Here is a 15825-nt window from a genome sequence, read left to right as displayed (position 1 = left end):
AAGCCTGTTGCTCAACCTGCGGCCCGTCCAGACGCCGAAAAGGCCGCCGCGACAGCCGCTCCGCAGGCGCCAGCCCAGCAGCCGGTCGCGCCGAAGCCTGCCCCTGCAGCGGCCGCACCGGTCGCAAAGCCCGCAGCTCAGCCTGCTGCTCAATCGGCTGCCTCTCAACAGCCGGCTGCGCCGAAGGCCGTACCGGCCGCGGCCGCATCCGCCGCCAAGCCCGAAGTGCAACCCGTCGCTCAGCCGGCCGCGCCGAAGCAGCCGTCAGCCTCTGTTGCCGGCCAGCCGGACGCTGCAAAGCCTCCGCTTCCCCGAACCAGGGCGTCAGCCCCCGTCGCTGCAGTTCCCGTCGCTGCAGCCGCCGCAGCCGCGAAGACGGGGCAGCAGGTTGGCGAGATCGACCGCGATTTCGAGCAGGCCTTGTTCGGCCTTTCTGAGCCGGCCAATCCTCGGCAGGCGACGTTTCATCATGCCGAAGCCTTCGCACCCGAGCGCGTGCCGAGCGTCGCCGAAGACAATGCGGATGCGCGGATCTTCGACGATTTCGACGAGCTCATCGCCAGCGAGCTTGCTGCCATCAAGCAGGAAGCGCCGCGCGAAAGCGCCTTCGTCCATGCCGTCGATGCGGCCGAGCCGAAGGAATCACCCGAATGGGCATCGAGGTTGGAGACGCCGTCTCAAGGCGCCGAAGACCCGGAAGCCGGCGACTTCTCCGACGAGGAGGAGATGCGGGAGACGCGGCGCGCGGCAGCCATCGCCGGGCGTGGTTCGGCGGCACGGAGCAGCTTCGTCGGCGCCGGCATCGGCGCCGTCGCCCTGATGCTTGCGGCGAGCGGGGCGTACTATTTCCTTGGCGGTAGTCAGGGGACGGCGGGAGATGGTTCGGTGCTGATCGTTCGCGCCGACCAGGATCCGGTCAAGGTCAAGCCTGAGAACCCCGGCGGTCGCGAGATCCCCAACCAGAACAAGATGGTCTACAACCGCGTCGAAGACGGCGATGCGATCATCACGCCCCAGCAGAAGCAGCTCGTCAGCGCCGAGGAAACGCCGATCGACCTGCCGCGCGAGGAAGCGGCGATCTCCGATCTCCCCGGGGTCGAGATCGGCGTCGGCGCAGCGAACGCGGCGGAGCAGACCGAAGGCGCGGATGCTTCGGCCCGCGGTGCCGACTCCTACAGCGAGGCCTCGGCCATCTCGGTCCTTTCACCCCGGCGCGCCAAGACCTATTCGGTGCGACCCGATGGAACGTTGGTGGTCGGCGAAGCCGCCCAGGAAGATCGCGGCCCATTGATCCAGGCGGCCGCGCGTCCGGTCGACGTGGCGCAGACGATCGGCGCGTCGCAGAGCGACCAGGGCGTCGCCAACGAGACGGTCAGCGCGATAGCCGCCAGCAGTGAAGATACTGCGGCAGGCGAAGGCACGGAGACGGCAACCCCGGCGGCCGAAGCCGGCGTTCCGGCGCCGAACGTGCCGGTGCCGACCCTTCGGCCGAGAAACGGCGGCGGTGACGCGCCGCGGGTCTCAGCCGCGGCGCCGGCTCCGGTCGCCTCCGCACAGCCCGTCGCAGCCGCCCCGCAGCCTGAGCCGATGCAGACGGCATCGCTGCAGCCCCAGCCGGCGGCGCCGAGCGTTTCGGCCGCCTCGTCTCACGACGGCTTTTACGTGCAGATCTCGTCTCAGCCTTCGCAGGACGCGGCGCAGGCCTCTTCGCGCAATCTCAGCCAGCGCTACAGCAGCGTCATCGCCGGCCGCAGCGTCGTCATCCAGTCGGCCGACATTCCGGGCAAGGGTACCTATTACCGGGTCCGGGTTCCGGTGGATTCCAAGACCGAGGGCGCCCGGCTTTGCGAAGACCTGAAATCCGCCGGCGGCAGCTGCTTCGTGTCGCGTTAGGCGTCAGTGCCGGCCTCAGCGGGGCGGCACTTCTCGCCCGCCTTGCCGGCGGTGATGACGATTCCATTGCAACGAATGACGGCGCGGACGGAGGGAACACTCCGGCCCCGTCTGCCGATTCCCTCAGGACGAGACAGAGGATGACTGGTTCCAAAGCCTTCATTGCCGCGCCGCTGGGCCAAACGCTGTCCGCCGACGAGCGGCGCTTCTTCGAGGCCGAGCGACCCTGGGGCTTCATCCTCTTTGGCCGAAACATCGGTTCGCAAAAACAGCTCTCGGATCTCGTCGGATCCCTGAAGGACGTCGGTGGCAGAAAGACCACCCCGATCTTCATCGATCAGGAGGGTGGACGAATCAACCGGCTCCGCCCGCCGATGGCGCCGGCCTATCCGACGCCGGCCGATATCGGACGGCTGTTCGCCACCGATCCGAAGGCGGGCGAGCGCGCCGCCTGGCTGCAGGGGCGGCTCCTTGCCGCCGACGTCATGGCCTATGGAATCAACGCCGACTGCGTGCCCTGCCTCGACGTCCCCGTGCCCGGCGCCCATTCGGTGATTGGCGACCGTGCCTATGGCCATGATCCCGATGCCGTCGCGACGCTCGGACGGGCGATTGCCGACGGCGCGATGGCCGGCGGCGTCCTGCCGGTGATGAAGCATATTCCTGGCCACGGTCGCGGCAATGCCGACAGCCATCTCGAACTCCCCCGCGTCGCCACCGCACGCAACGATCTGGCAAAAAGCGACTTCGCGCCGTTCCGGGCGCTCGCCACCCTGCCGGCGGCGATGACGGCGCACATCCTCTACACGGACATCGACCCGACCTTTCCCGCGACGCTGTCGCCGATCGTCATCGATTCGGTCATCCGTACGGAGATCGGCTTCGACGGGTTGTTGATGAGCGACGACATGTCGATGAAGGCGCTTTCGGGCGATCTCTACGATCTGTCGGCAGCGGCGCTCACGGCGGGCTGCGACGTGGTTCTCCACTGCAACGGCGAGATGGACGAGATGCGTCGGGTCGCCCGGGCCGCTCAGCCGCTGGCCGGCGACGCGAAGCGCCGGGCCGACGCCTGCGAGGCGGTGATTGCGCGAGGGGCCGGTACGGCCGACCTCGAAGCGCTCCGCGGCGAATACACATCGCTGATGGCCAAAGTCGGCTAGCGCGGGCCGGCTTGCGCCGGGTCGGCCGAGTCGCTAGGCAGCACGGACGGGGATCGGCAAGATACGGCCTGGCCAGCCGGTCGCGTCGGGTTTGCACTTCGTCGTCTCACCGCGCTCCAGTCCGGGTCGCAGGGCGAAATCAGGCAGCCGGACTTCCAGGAGCCGTTGGGCGAGACGTGGGCGCAGAATCCTTATCCGAGGCACAGACCGGCGATCATGCGCGGCCGCGCACCAGCGCCGGCGTCAGCTTTGCCGCAAGTCTTGCCTTCGAGGACGTCAGTCATCGCTTCGGCTCGACGGAGATTCTCTCCGGCATAAGCCTCGCGGCGAAGCCCGGCGAGATCCTTTGCCTGCTGGGGCCGTCCGGCTCCGGCAAGACGACGATGCTGAGGATCGCTGCCGGCATCGAGCGTCAGATGGCCGGAAGGCTGCTTCTGAACGGGCGTGAGATTGCCGGTCCGAACGTCTTCGTGACGCCCGAAAAGCGCGGCGTCGGGTTGATGTTCCAGGACTTCGCCCTGTTCCCGCACATGAACATTCTCGACAATGTCCGCTTCGGCCTCAACGCCCTCTCGGTCACGGCGGCAAAGCGCGAGGCGATGGCGGCGCTGGAGCGGGTCGGGCTCGATCATGCCGCGCGCAATTATCCACACATGCTGTCCGGCGGCGAACAGCAGCGCGTCGCCCTGGCGCGGGCTCTTTCGCCGCGGCCGTCGGTGCTGTTGATGGACGAGCCCTTCTCGGGGCTCGACAGCCGCCTCAAGGACGTCGTCCGGACCGACACGTTGCAGATCCTCCGGGAAAGCCGCGCCACGGCGATCATCGTCACCCACGATGCCGAAGAGGCGATGCGCCTGGGTGATAGGATCGCGCTGATCAAGGACGGCCGCCTGGTACAGATCGGGACCGCTGCGGAACTGTACGGCAGGCCGGCCAGTCTTTTTGCCGCCGGGTTCTTTTCCGAACTCAACGTCCTCGACGGCGAGGTCCGGTCGGGCCGTGTCGTCACGCCGATCGGACCCGTCGCCGATTCGCCATCATCTGACGGTACATGCGTCACTGTGGCCCTGAGGTTGACGGGCTTGCGGCTCGACGAAACCGACCGAGGGGTCGAGGGCCGGATCGTCGCGCGCCGGTTTCTCGGCGGTGTCGAGCTGTTCACCGTCGCCGTCGAAGGGCTCGACCAGCCGCTGCGCTCACGAATGCGCGCGGGGCTCGTTTCGGAAAATCGGCGCGACGTCGTCGTTTCCATTGATCCTCGGGACGTTATCGTGTTTGAAAAGACACCCGAGGATCGCTAGCTACGAAGAACGGCGATCAACGCGTTCGAGGGAGATAAGAGTATGGGTAGCTTCAGCATTTGGCATTGGCTGATCGTTCTGGCCGTGGTGCTGCTCCTGTTCGGGCGCGGCAAGATCCCGGAACTGATGGGTGATGTCGCAAAGGGCATCAAGAGCTTCAAGAAGGGCATGTCCGACGAGGACGCCGAGCCCAAGGCGGCCGAGCGTCGCTCGCTCGACCAGCGCGAGGGCGATGTCGTCGCTCGCGACGTGAACACCGAAAAGACGGCGGGCTGATCACGCTCCGCGCGGGTAGCGCCGGGGTCTGAAGGCTCCGGCGGGTCTTTCCTCGAAGTCGTGGCGGCCGGGCCGTCGCGACGTCCTAGGCAGTTCAGTAGTGCTGTTCGATCTCGGCTGGTCCGAAATTCTGGTAATCGCGGTGGTCCTCGTGGTCGTCGTCGGCCCTAAAGACCTGCCGGGGATGTTGCGCACTTTCGGGCGCGTGATGAAGCAGTTCCGGTCGATGGCCGGCGATTTTCGTCGTCAGTTCGACGACGCCCTGAAGGAAGCCGAGCTCGATGACGTTCGCAAGGGCATCGACGACGTTCGCTCGCTCGATCCCCGTCATTCGATCCGCGAGGCGATGAACCCGATGAAGGCGATCGGCGACGAGATCCGCTCGTCTCTCAACAGCGCGACCGCGTCACCGGAGCCGAAGGTGCCTAGCGCGTCGGACAGGCCGAAGACCGAGGGCGACCCGGTCAAGAATGGCGCGACCGGGGCCGAACCGGCAAAGGGCGAAGCCAAGCCTGCGCCGGCTGGTCCCGCTTCGGCAGAGTCCGCAGCATCTGATTCCAAATTGTCGGACAACGGCGGCGAGCCCGCCCATGATGCCAAGGCGAATGGCGTCGCGAAGGCGAGGGACGTGGCGTGAGTACCCGCGACGACAGCGAGATCGAAGCGTCTTCGGCGCCGCTGATCGAGCATCTCATCGAATTGAGGAAGCGGCTGATCTGGTCGATCGTCGGGTTCTTCGTGGCGTTCCTGATCTGCTTCTACTTCGCCAAGCCGATCTTCAACCTTTTGGTGATTCCCTATCAGATCGCGACGAACTGGGCGGGCCTCGACGGCGACGACGTCAGGCTGATCTACACTGCGCCGCAGGAGTTCTTCTTCACCCAGGTGAAGATCGCCGCGTTCGGCGGTTTCTTTCTCGCCTTCCCCATCATCGCGACGCAGATCTACAAGTTCGTCGCGCCGGGGCTGTATCGCAACGAGCGGGGCGCCTTTCTGCCCTATCTCGTGGCGACGCCCGTGCTGTTCGGGCTGGGCGCGGCGCTCGTGTATTTCTTCTTCACCCCGATGGTGATGTGGTTCTTCCTGTCGATGCAGCAGGCGGGCACCGGCGGCGAAGCGACCATTCAGCTTTTGCCGAAGGTCTCCGAATATCTCTCGCTGATCATGACGCTGATCTTCGCCTTCGGTCTGGTCTTCCAGTTGCCCGTCGTCGCGACGCTGATGGTCAGGGCCGGCATGACCTCGTCGACGGGGCTCGCGTCGAAGCGCAAATATGCGATCGTGCTCGCCTTCATTGCGGCGGCGATCCTCACGCCGCCCGATCCCCTGTCCCAGATCGGCCTTGCCCTGCCGACGATCATTCTCTACGAGATTTCCATCCTGGCGGCGCGGATGATCGAGAAGAAGCGGGCGGAAGAAGCCGCCCAGCGCGAGGCCCAGACGCAAGCCTGATCTGGCTTTGTCGGGCGCTCTCCCTCGCCGCCTTTGACGAGGGAAACATGCTCGATATCAAGTGGATCAGGGACAATCCGGCCAAGCTGGACGAAGCGCTGGCAAAGCGCGGAGCGCCGCCGGCGGCGATCGATCTCATCAAGCTCGATGAACGCCGCCGTGACCACCTGAAGATCCTTCAAGATCTGCAGGGGCGACGCAACGAGGCGTCCAAGGAAATCGGCAAGGCCAAGGGTTCCGGCGACAACGCCCGGGCGGACGTGCTGATCGAAGAGGTCGGCAAGCTCAAGGCCGAGATCCAGGACGGCGAGGAGATCGAACGGCGCATCGACGCCGACCTCGAGGACGTCCTGGCCCGGATCCCCAACATTCCCTTCGACGACGTCCCGGTCGGCCGGGACGAGGCGGACAACGTCGAGATCCGGCGGGTCGGCGAGCCGCCACGCTTCGCCTTCGAGGCGAAGGAGCATTTCGAGCTCGGGGAAGCCCTCGGCATGATGGAATTCGAGCAGGCGGCGAAGATCTCCGGCTCGCGCTTCACCATCCTCAAGGGCCAACTGGCGCGGCTGGAGCGGGCTCTCGGCCAGTTCATGCTCGACCTCCATACCGGCGAGCACGGCTATGCCGAGACCGCGGTGCCGCTCCTGGTGCGCGACGAGGCGCTGTTCGGCACCAACCAGCTGCCGAAATTCGCCGAGGATCTCTTCCACACCACCGAGGGCCGCTGGCTGATCCCGACCGCCGAGGTGCCGCTCACCAATCTGGTGCGCGAGCGCACCCTCGATGCGGCCGAACTGCCGCTCCGCGTCACCGCGCTGACGCCCTGCTTCCGTTCCGAGGCGGGGGCGGCCGGGCGCGACCAACGCGGCATGCTGCGCCAGCACCAGTTCTACAAGGTCGAGCTGGTGTCGATCACCGATGAGGACTCCTCGGTCGAGGAGCACGAGCGGATGACCGCCTGCGCCGAAGAGGTCCTGAAGCGCCTCGGCCTCGCCTACCGGGTCGTCACGCTCTGCACCGGCGACATGGGTTTCGGCGCCCGCATGACCTACGACATCGAGGTCTGGCTGCCGGGGCAGGGCACTTATCGCGAGATCTCCAGCTGCTCCGTCTGCGGCGACTTCCAGGCCCGGCGGATGAACGCCCGTTACAAGGTCGCCGGCGAAAAGGCGCAGCGCTTCGTCCACACGCTGAACGGCTCCGGCGTCGCCGTCGGCCGGGCGCTGATCGCCGTCATGGAGAATTATCAGAACGAGGATGGATCGATCACCGTCCCCGAGGCTCTGAGGCCCTATATGGGCGGTATCGAAAAGCTCGCGGTGGTCTGAGACATGCGGATTCTCCTGACCAATGACGACGGCATCGAGGCCGAGGGTCTCGCCGTTCTTGAACGCGTGGCCCGCAGCCTGTCGGACGACGTTTGGACGGTGGCCCCCGAAACCGACCAGAGCGGCCTGTCGCACTCCCTGACGCTGTCCTCGCCGCTGCGCCTGCGCAAGGTCGGCGAACGGCGCTTTGCGGTGCGCGGCACGCCGACGGACTGCGTCATCATGGCGGTGCGCAAGGTGATGGACGGGATGCCCGATCTCGTCCTGTCCGGCGTCAATGCCGGCCAGAACATCTGCGAGGACATCAGCTATTCCGGCACAGTGGCGGGCGCCATGGAAGGCATGATGCTGGGCATCCGCTCCATGGCCCTCAGCCAGGCATTCCGGCCCGGAACCGGCCGCGACGCGCTGTGGAATACGGCGGAAACCCACGCCGCCGGCGTCATCGACAGACTGGCGGCCTTCGACCTGCCGCCCGGCCATCTACTCAACGTCAACTTCCCTGCCGTCGCAGCCGACGCCGTCGAGGGCATTGCGGTAACCCGCCAGGGCAAGCTCGACTATTCGCTCGGCATCGAAGAGCGGAACGACGGCCGCGGCTTTCCGTATTTCTGGCTGAAATTCGGCCGACAGGCCGGGCCGGACGTGGCCGAATCGGACATTGCCGCCCTCAGTGCCGGGATGATCTCGGTGACGCCGCTGCAGCTCGACCTGACGGCCGAGGCGCTGCGGGGCAGGCTGGCCGAAGCGCTGAAATGACGCCGGCAGAGGGGGTGGACCGCGAAAGGCTTGCCGAGTTCCTTGTGCGCCTCAGGGGAGAGCCGGGCGTCTCTCCGGCGCTTCTGAAGGCGGTCGAGACCGTGCCCCGGCGGATGTTCCTGCCGTCTGGAATCGACGATCCCTTCGAGGACCGCACGGCTCCGATCGCCTGCGGTGAGACCATGCCCGGCGCTCTCGCGGCCGTCCGAATCGTCGCCGCGATGGAGCCGGAGGCGGAGCAGCGTATCCTGGAGATCGGCACCGGCAGCGGCTACGTAACCGCCCTTTTGGCGCGCATCGTCGGCCACGTCACTACCTTCGAGCGCTATCGCCGACTGCTCAAGGCCGCCTCCCAGCGCTTTCGTGACATCGGGATCGCCAACGTCACGCCGATCTTCGAGGACGGACGCGACGGCTTCGCCAGCGGCAGCCCCTACCACCGGATCGTGACCCACAGCGCCTTTCCGGCGCCGCCCAAGCAGTTTCTCGACCAGCTGGCGCCGCACGGGTCGCTGATCTGCGCGATCGGGCCGGGTGATGGCGAACAAATGCTGGTCCGGCTGAAGAAGATCGGCAGCCGCTTCGAGCGAGAGGATATCGGCCCCGTGCGTTATCAGGCGATCGCCTTCGGCAAGGCCGACGTCTTGTGAACGAGGGGCCTCGATGGCCGCCGGCTGTTTTTATTTCACCTTTTGGTCAACGGACTTAACCGGGCAGTAAGATTAACGCGCTTCAATGATCCCCAAGGAATACGCTTTCGATAAAGGGACTGTAATGCGCTTACCTGTGTTGAGTCGTTCGCGCCGACGCATGTTCGGTTCCGTTGCCGCCATCGCGATGGCTGGCCTGTTCGCTGGCTGCAGTGGCGATGTCGTTCGCTTCGACGACGGCTTCTACACCGGTTCCGTTCCCCAATCCGTCCCGTCGCAGCAGATCCCGGCCGCCCAGCCCTATCCAGGGCAGGTGGACGGCATGGCGACCGGCGCGATCGCTCCGGCCTCCGGCGGCGGCTATCTCTCCGGCCCGCAGCCGTCGGCCTATCCCGCCGGCAACCAGTCGATGCAGCGCGGCCAGTTGCCGCCGCCGACCGAGCCGTCCTACCGCGGCCAGCCGGCGCCGGTCCGTAGCGAGCCGGGCTATGCCGTCAACGCGCCGCAGCCGGTTCGCTCGGCGCAGGCGAGTGCCGGCCGCCTGGAGCCCGCCGCCGCTCCCTCGCAGGTTCCGGCGACCCGCGGCGCCCCGCCGACGACCCTCCAGCAGCAGGCGGGCAACCTCGCCACTCCGAAGCCGCGCCCGATGGATGAGCGCAGCGGCGCCGCCGCCACGCGCAGCGAACAATCGCGTGCCGCTGCCGGCACGGTGACGGTCGCCTCGGGCGACACGCTGAGCGGCATCGCCCGCCGTTCCGGCGTCTCGGCCGATGCGATCCGCCGCGCCAACAATCTCGATTCCGACATGGTCCGCCTCGGCCAGACCCTGATGATCCCGGCTGGCGGCAAGATGCCGGCTGCAAGGACGCAGGACGTCGCCGCAGCGAAGGCCTCGCCGGCTGCCGCCGCGACGCCCAGCGAGACGACGACGAAGGTCGCCGAAGTCCGCACCCAGTCGAAGCCGGAAGTTGCGGAGAAGAGCAGCCGGATCGCGTCTCCCGCGCCGAGCGTCGATCCGGCGCCCACCGGTTCCGTTCAGAAGGCAGCCGAGCGCGAAGTCGCGGCGGTGGCGCCGAACTCCACAGGCATCTCGCAGTTCCGCTGGCCGGTGCAGGGCCGCGTCATCAATCGCTTCGGCGAAAAGGTCGACGGTCGCCGCAATGACGGCGTCAACATCTCCGTGCCGCGGGGAACGCCGATCAAGGCCGCCGAGAACGGCGTCGTCATCTATGCCGGCGACGGGCTCAAGGAATTCGGCAACACGGTTCTCGTCAAGCACGACAACGGCCTCATCACCGTCTACGGCCACGCCGACGACCTGAAGGTGAAGAAGGGCGCGGACGTTCGGCGCGGCGAGGTCATCGCCCAGTCGGGCATGAGCGGTGATGCCGACGTGCCGATGCTGCACTTCGAGGTGCGCAAGAACTCCTCCCCGGTCGATCCGACCAAATATCTGCAATAGGCACCGAACCTTCCGGCGGCGACCCATCGCCGCCGGCTCCAGATCGCTTCTCGGACACGCGTCCGATCCAGCGTCGCTCGCCGACCTCCAGGCGTGACGGAACCCGATCGCGAGAGAAATCCTCGCGGTCGGGTTGCTCGTTTCGGCACCCGCATCCCGGCCCTTTTCGGCGGCAATCTGGACTGCCGGCAAGCGCGGAGAAGGGAGGAATTTCGGGCCATCCTTCCGGGATTTTCGGTCGCGGCGTCGACGGCGCGGCCGATGCTCGTCATACCGTGCGGAACTTCATCCCCGCCCGGAAAGGGCAGGGGACAGCCGGGCAAGGCTCAAAAGCTCGAACAGCATCTGCGCCCCGGCATGGGCGGTGTTAGTCGTCGCGTCGTATTGCGGGGCCACCTCGACCACGTCGCCACCGATCAGATTGACGCCCGCGAGCCCGCGGAGGATGGCCTGCGCCTCACGGCTCGTCAGTCCGCCGATCTCGGGCGTGCCGGTGCCGGGTGCGAAGGCGGGGTCGAGGCTGTCGATGTCGAAGGACAGGTACACCGGGCCGTCGCCTGCAACCGCCTTGGCCTTTTCGACGATGGCGGCGATGCCGAGATCGCCGATCTCTTCGGCGTGGATCACCGTCATCCCGGTCTCGTAGGAGAACTCCCAGAGATATTCCGACGAGCCCCGGATGCCGATCTGGATCGTCCGCTCGGGATCGAGCACGCCGTCGAGAACGGCCTGGCGGAACGGGCCGCCATGGTGGAACTTGCAGCCGTCGAACGGGCCGGAGGTGTCGCAATGGGCATCGATGTGGATCATCCCGACCGGTCGCCGGGCGCCGAGCGCCCGCAGGATCGGCAGGGAGATCGAGTGATCGCCGCCGACGAAGAGCGGCAGGACGCCGGCCTCGGCGATCGCTGCTGCCGTCCTTTCGATGTCCTCGTGCGACGTCGCCAGATCGAACCGCGAGCGGAACGGCACGTCGCCGATATCGGCCACGGGGATCTCGTGGGTCGGCATGGTCTTCAGGACGCGGTTATAAGGCCCGACGCGCTCGATGGTCCGCAGCGCCCTCGGCCCGAAGCGCGAGCCGTTGCGGTTGGTGACGCCGAGATCCATCGGCACGCCGATCATCGCCACGGCGAGATCGCCGAAGTCGGGCGCATTCCAGTCGATCGCCCGGTAAGCGACGTCGAGCAGCGTCGGCAGGCCTGCATAGGGTGCGACGCGGGTGCCCTTCGGGATCGAACAGGCGGTCGGCGACGGCGGCAAAGCCCGCGTCGTAGATCTTTCGCTCGTTGTCGCCGGCAAAGCGCTGGCGGAGTGTCGCGAGCTTGTCGTCATCCATGGGCCGAAACCTCCTTGGTGGGGTCTGTCTGCCCGGTCGCGCCGCCGAGACCGCCGAGCGCAAGCCGCCGCATGATCTCGCCAATACCGTCCTCCGATACGTTGGCGAAGGCGATCCGCAGATGCCCTTCCTGATCAGGACCGAAGAACGAGCCGGGCAAGGCGAGGATGCCGCAATTGTGGGCGAGTTCGGCAGCCACCGTCGCGGCCGGACGACCGGGGAAAGGATGGCGGACATAGGCGAAATAGGCGCCGATCTGGTCGAGCGTCCAGCCGGGAACATCGGCGATCATGGCTTCGAACAGGCGCGCCCGCGCGGCGATCACTGCAGCGTTCGCGATCCGCCAGTCCGCCAGTTCCTCGATCGCCCATGGCAGTGCCGCCTGCGCCGGCCGCGGCGCGCAGATCTGCAAGCTGTCGACGACCTTCTCGATCTCGCCGACGATCGTGCCGCCGCCAATCAGTGCGCCGATCCGGTGACCGGGAATCGCATAGGCCTTCGAGAAGGAATAGAGCCCGACGAGGTTGGTTTCGGCGCGCGGATCGGCAAACAGCGCGTGCGGTGCGCCTGCCTCGGGCGGCAAGAAGTCGCGATAGGTCTCGTCAAGGACGAGATAGAGCCCGCGGCGCACGCAGATCCGGAAGAGTTCGGCGATGAGCGCCGGCGGATAGACCGCGCCGGTCGGATTGTTCGGGCTGACGAGAACCAGCGCCCGGGTTCGGCCGTCGATCAGCGTCTCGAAGTCCTCCGGATTGGGCAGAAAGCCGTTCTCGGCCTGCGTCGACAGCGCGCGCTTCTCGATCCCGAGCATGTCCAGCGTCATCTGGTGGTTGAAGTACCAGGGCGTCGGCAGGACGACCGCGTCGCCTGCCCCGGCAACGGCGATCATCGCCGCGAAGAAGGCCTGGTTGCAGCCCGCTGTGATGGCGATCTGGCAGGCGCCGATCGGTGTGCCGTAAATGCCGGAGACATGTTCGGCATAGGCCGTCCGCAGCGGCGTGTCGCCGAGGATGTCGCCGTAGCGAGCCGTAGCCGGGCTGGCCGCGGCCTCCGCGAGGCGGTCGGAAAACGCCGCTGGTGGCGCATGGTTCGGTACGGCCTGGCTGCAGTTGATCAGGGCTCCGAGACGGCCGTCATAAGCGCCCGCCCATTTGACGGCCTGGGCGATGGGCGGCGCGGAGACGGCCGTCAGCAGCGGATTCGGCCGAGGCGGGGTCATGTACGCTCCTTTGCTTCCAGTGGGCCCGGATGTTCTCCTGGTGGCGCCCGTTGCCGGCGTCGTCGAAACAGCCGCCGTCAACGACTGCCGGCTCACTTCGGCAGCTGCTCTTCGAGGCGAGGTCACCGGCGACATCTGCATGTTCGCTGCGCTCGATCAGCGGGCCCTCATAGACGATGTGGCCGGAAAACAGAATGGCGCGCGACCGGGCGAGGCGAGACCGGTCAGCCCCCGTCCGATCGTGCCCTTCCTCGCACAATGCTCGGGCCAAACGACGACGCCGTCGCCTTGCCGATGAGAGAATCGGTTGGCATCGGTCGTGTGCCGGGAATCGAGAAGCGATTCGCGCCCGCCCGCCCGGCCCGATTCGTTTGCTCGTGTCTCTCCGAAGTCTTCCAAAACCGCCTGAAGAGGCCTTGCATGAAGGTTTCATGTCGGCTTGTGCGGTCGTCGTGAAACGTTTGCGCCATGTCGCTTGACAGCGCCCCCGCTTCTCCGTAAACGACCGCCTCACAAGCCGCCTCCGGGCGGCGAAGCGCGGGTGTAGCTCAGTCGGTTAGAGTGCCGGCCTGTCACGCCGGAGGTCGCGGGTTCGAGCCCCGTCACTCGCGCCATTTCTTCTTCTGCCTCCTCGAAATCAGGTCAAGTGCCATCAACCGTAATTCGCTCTGTGCGAAGGCGGCCGGTCGCGCGCGGCAAGCATCCCGTCCGTCATCCGAACGGCTGCCAGAGCGCCTTGCCGGCTTGGCCGGAACGGTGTCGCCCGGACACCCGCGGCTCAGATGCCCGACCCGGCATCCTCGAAGTCAGCCGCGTCGGCTGGTGCGGGGAGATCGAGAGCGGGCGAATGCGCCGTCGGCTGCGGCCAGCGCATCCAGGCGATGAGCTCGTCCTCGTCATAGGTGACCAGCGCATCCGGGCCGGTATCCGTCGCCACCCAGCCGCGCTCGTCCGATCCGCGGATCGTCTGGTAGCGCACCGTGTCGACCTCCGCCGCCCCTTGCTCGCCGCCGCGCACCGTCACCAGGATGCGCTCGCCGTCCCGTCTCGCCGTCGCCATCGGCAACCAGCCGCCCTTCGCCGAATCCGTCATCGGATCGCCTCCTGTGCGTTGCCCGGCACCCGTCACCGGGACGGGCTTATCCTTGCGGCGATCGACCGCGCCTGGCAAGCCTTCCGCCGGAGGTCGCATAAACGTCTGGCGGCCATCGCAAATCATCTCCCGGACACGATAAAACCGATTGCCCTCAGATCCTTGCGCCAGAGACGCCTTGCACACATTCTAAGAAGGGGATAACCCTCGCCGCAATGCGGCATGGCGGTTCGTCCTCCGGCCGCCGATCCTTGTGGCGCGGACGTCTCGTCCGCAGCCTCGACCGTCACCGAGGATGAAAATGGTCCGATGAGCGCACTCCTCGCCTCCTATCTGCCGATCGTGATCTTCGTCGGCGTCGCTCTGGTCATCGGCCTGGCGTTGCTGGTCACGCCGTTCCTGGTCGCCTTCAAGGCGCCGGACGACGAGAAGCTCTCGGCCTACGAGTGCGGCTTCGACGCCTTCGACGACTCGCGCATGAAGTTCGACGTCCGCTTCTATCTGGTGTCGATCCTGTTCATCATCTTCGATCTCGAGGTCGCCTTCCTGTTTCCCTGGGCGGCGAGCTTCGGGACCCTCGGCTGGTTCGGTTTCTGGTCGATGATGGTGTTTCTCGGCGTCCTGACGGTCGGCTTCGTCTACGAATGGAAGAAAGGCGCACTGGAATGGGATTGATCATCGGCGACAAGCCCTTCGCTTCGCTCGCCCCCGAGGCGGGGACGGGTGCGGCCGCCGCCGCGCCGGGCCTGCCCATCGCCCAGCGGCAGGATCCGTTCGTCACCGAAGTCAACGAGGAACTGGCCGACAAGGGCTTCCTCGTCACCTCGACGGACGAACTGATCCAGTGGGCGCGCACCGGCTCGCTCATGTGGATGACCTTCGGCCTTGCCTGCTGCGCAGTCGAGATGATGCAGATGTCGATGCCGCGCTACGACGCCGAGCGGTTCGGCTTCGCACCGCGCGCTTCGCCCCGCCAGTCCGACGTGATGATCGTCGCCGGCACCTTGACCAACAAGATGGCGCCGGCGCTGCGCAAGGTCTACGACCAGATGCCGGAGCCGCGCTACGTCATTTCGATGGGTTCCTGCGCCAATGGCGGCGGCTACTACCACTACTCCTATTCCGTGGTCCGTGGCTGCGACCGGGTCGTGCCCGTCGACATCTATGTGCCGGGCTGTCCGCCGAGCGCCGAGGCGTTGCTCTACGGCGTCCTGCTCCTGCAGAAGAAGATCCGCCGCACCGGCACCATCGAACGGTAAGAAGGCCGCGTCATGCGTGAATTCGCCACCACCGACATGGCCGACTATCTGGCCGAGACGCTCGGCGAGAAGCTCGATTCGAGCGAGCATCGCTTCGGCGAGTTGACCCTCGTCGTCGCCCCGCAGGACATCGTCCGGGTGATGACGCTCCTGCGCGACGACCCGCAGACCCAGTTCGTCAATTTCATCGATCTCTGCGGCGTCGACTATCCGGGCCGGGAGAGGCGCTTCGAGGTGGTCTATCACCTTTTGTCGCCGCGCCAGAACCAGCGGGTACGCGTCAAGGTCCGTACCGCCGAGGACGATCCGGTGCCGTCGATCTCCGACGTCTTTCCCGCCGCCGACTGGTTCGAGCGGGAGGCCTACGACCTTTACGGGATCCTCTTCACCGGCCACCCGGACCTTCGCCGCATCCTGACGGACTACGGCTTCGAAGGCCATCCGATGCGCAAGGACTTCCCGCTCACCGGCTTCGTCGAAGTGCATTACGACGAAGAGAAGAAGCAGGTGGTCTACGAACCCGTGGAGCTCAGACAGGAGTTCCGCAACTTCGACTTCCTGTCGCCCTGGGAAGGCACCGAATACGTGCTGCCGGGCGACGAGAAGGCGAAGCGACAATAAAGAGCGGAGG

The 15825-nt window shown here is 66.6% G+C and carries 16 protein-coding genes, 1 tRNA gene and 1 pseudogene; 14 read left to right on the top strand and 4 right to left on the bottom strand.

Features of this window, described 5'->3' with window-relative positions; all coding sequences use genetic code 11:
• Positions 1-324: 324 nt before the first annotated feature.
• Positions 325-615, bottom strand: a complete 291-nt coding sequence (locus tag GTK09_RS19245) for a hypothetical protein (protein ID WP_163465061.1) — start codon at positions 613-615, stop codon at positions 325-327.
• A 48-nt stretch (positions 616-663) separates the two neighbouring features.
• Here GTK09_RS19245 and GTK09_RS19240 point away from each other — a divergent pair, with 48 nt between their 5' ends.
• From GTK09_RS19240 to GTK09_RS19195, 10 genes are all read left to right on the top strand, one after another.
• Complete coding sequence (locus GTK09_RS19240) at positions 664-1893, top strand: SPOR domain-containing protein (protein WP_163465060.1); 1230 nt, start codon at positions 664-666, stop codon at positions 1891-1893.
• 140 nt (positions 1894-2033) lie between these two features.
• Positions 2034-3056, top strand: a complete 1023-nt coding sequence (nagZ, locus tag GTK09_RS19235; protein WP_246218004.1) for a beta-N-acetylhexosaminidase — start codon at positions 2034-2036, stop codon at positions 3054-3056.
• A gap of 176 nt (positions 3057-3232) precedes the next feature.
• Positions 3233-4357: an ABC transporter ATP-binding protein gene (locus GTK09_RS19230; RefSeq protein ID WP_163465058.1), complete on the top strand. Its 1125-nt coding sequence runs from the start codon at positions 3233-3235 to the stop codon at positions 4355-4357.
• Positions 4358-4399: 42 nt separating this feature from the next.
• Positions 4400-4633 (top strand): twin-arginine translocase TatA/TatE family subunit, encoded by a 234-nt coding sequence (locus GTK09_RS19225; protein WP_163465057.1) that lies wholly within the window; start codon positions 4400-4402, stop codon positions 4631-4633.
• Between the two features lie 100 nt (positions 4634-4733).
• Entirely contained in the window at positions 4734-5270 is a 537-nt protein-coding gene (gene tatB / locus GTK09_RS19220) for a Sec-independent protein translocase protein TatB (RefSeq protein WP_376768016.1), read from the top strand.
• A complete protein-coding gene (gene tatC / locus GTK09_RS19215; protein ID WP_163465056.1) occupies positions 5267-6085 on the top strand; it encodes a twin-arginine translocase subunit TatC in 819 nt (272 codons plus the stop codon). Before tatB ends, tatC begins: the two co-directional genes overlap by 4 nt.
• A 47-nt stretch (positions 6086-6132) precedes the next feature.
• A complete protein-coding gene (gene serS, locus GTK09_RS19210) occupies positions 6133-7413 on the top strand; it encodes a serine--tRNA ligase (RefSeq protein WP_163465055.1) in 1281 nt (426 codons plus the stop codon).
• Between the two features lie 3 nt (positions 7414-7416).
• Entirely contained in the window at positions 7417-8172 is a 756-nt protein-coding gene (surE, locus tag GTK09_RS19205; RefSeq protein ID WP_163465054.1) for a 5'/3'-nucleotidase SurE, read from the top strand.
• On the top strand, positions 8169-8822 hold the full coding sequence (locus GTK09_RS19200) for an rRNA adenine N-6-methyltransferase family protein (protein WP_163465053.1): 654 nt from the start codon (positions 8169-8171) through the stop codon (positions 8820-8822). Before surE ends, GTK09_RS19200 begins: the two co-directional genes overlap by 4 nt.
• Before the next feature lie 160 nt (positions 8823-8982).
• Positions 8983-10284 (top strand): M23 family metallopeptidase, encoded by a 1302-nt coding sequence (locus GTK09_RS19195; RefSeq protein WP_163465052.1) that lies wholly within the window; start codon positions 8983-8985, stop codon positions 10282-10284.
• A 285-nt stretch (positions 10285-10569) separates the two neighbouring features.
• Here the strand turns inward: GTK09_RS19195 and speB are convergent.
• Together speB and GTK09_RS19185 are read right to left on the bottom strand one after the other, a co-directional pair.
• Positions 10570-11623, bottom strand: a pseudogene (speB, locus tag GTK09_RS19190) (agmatinase).
• Complete coding sequence (locus tag GTK09_RS19185) at positions 11616-12842, bottom strand: aminotransferase (RefSeq protein ID WP_163465051.1); 1227 nt, start codon at positions 12840-12842, stop codon at positions 11616-11618. Before GTK09_RS19185 ends, speB begins: the two are co-directional and overlap by 8 nt.
• Before the next feature lie 537 nt (positions 12843-13379).
• Between GTK09_RS19185 and GTK09_RS19180 the strand changes: the two genes are divergently transcribed.
• Positions 13380-13456: transfer RNA gene (locus GTK09_RS19180), tRNA-Asp, on the top strand.
• A gap of 164 nt (positions 13457-13620) precedes the next feature.
• Here the strand turns inward: GTK09_RS19180 and GTK09_RS19175 are convergent.
• Positions 13621-13935 carry a hypothetical protein gene (locus GTK09_RS19175; protein WP_163465050.1) on the bottom strand — a complete coding sequence of 105 codons (315 nt, stop codon included), beginning with the start codon at positions 13933-13935 and terminating at the stop codon, positions 13621-13623.
• A gap of 309 nt (positions 13936-14244) precedes the next feature.
• Here GTK09_RS19175 and GTK09_RS19170 point away from each other — a divergent pair, with 309 nt between their 5' ends.
• The 3 genes from GTK09_RS19170 to GTK09_RS19160 are packed head-to-tail and all read left to right on the top strand — an operon-like array spanning position 14245 to position 15815.
• Positions 14245-14610, top strand: a complete 366-nt coding sequence (locus GTK09_RS19170; RefSeq protein ID WP_163465049.1) for an NADH-quinone oxidoreductase subunit A — start codon at positions 14245-14247, stop codon at positions 14608-14610.
• Positions 14601-15194: a NuoB/complex I 20 kDa subunit family protein gene (locus tag GTK09_RS19165; RefSeq protein WP_163465048.1), complete on the top strand. Its 594-nt coding sequence runs from the start codon at positions 14601-14603 to the stop codon at positions 15192-15194. Before GTK09_RS19170 ends, GTK09_RS19165 begins: the two co-directional genes overlap by 10 nt.
• A gap of 36 nt (positions 15195-15230) precedes the next feature.
• Positions 15231-15815: an NADH-quinone oxidoreductase subunit C gene (locus tag GTK09_RS19160; protein WP_376768019.1), complete on the top strand. Its 585-nt coding sequence runs from the start codon at positions 15231-15233 to the stop codon at positions 15813-15815.
• Positions 15816-15825 lie beyond the last annotated feature (10 nt).

The sequence above is a fragment of the Jiella pacifica genome, from assembly GCF_010500815.1.
Taxonomy (GTDB): domain Bacteria; phylum Pseudomonadota; class Alphaproteobacteria; order Rhizobiales; family Rhizobiaceae; genus Jiella; species Jiella pacifica.
Note: the sequence above shows the minus strand (reverse complement) of the source record. Positions and strands in the feature narration are given on the sequence as shown.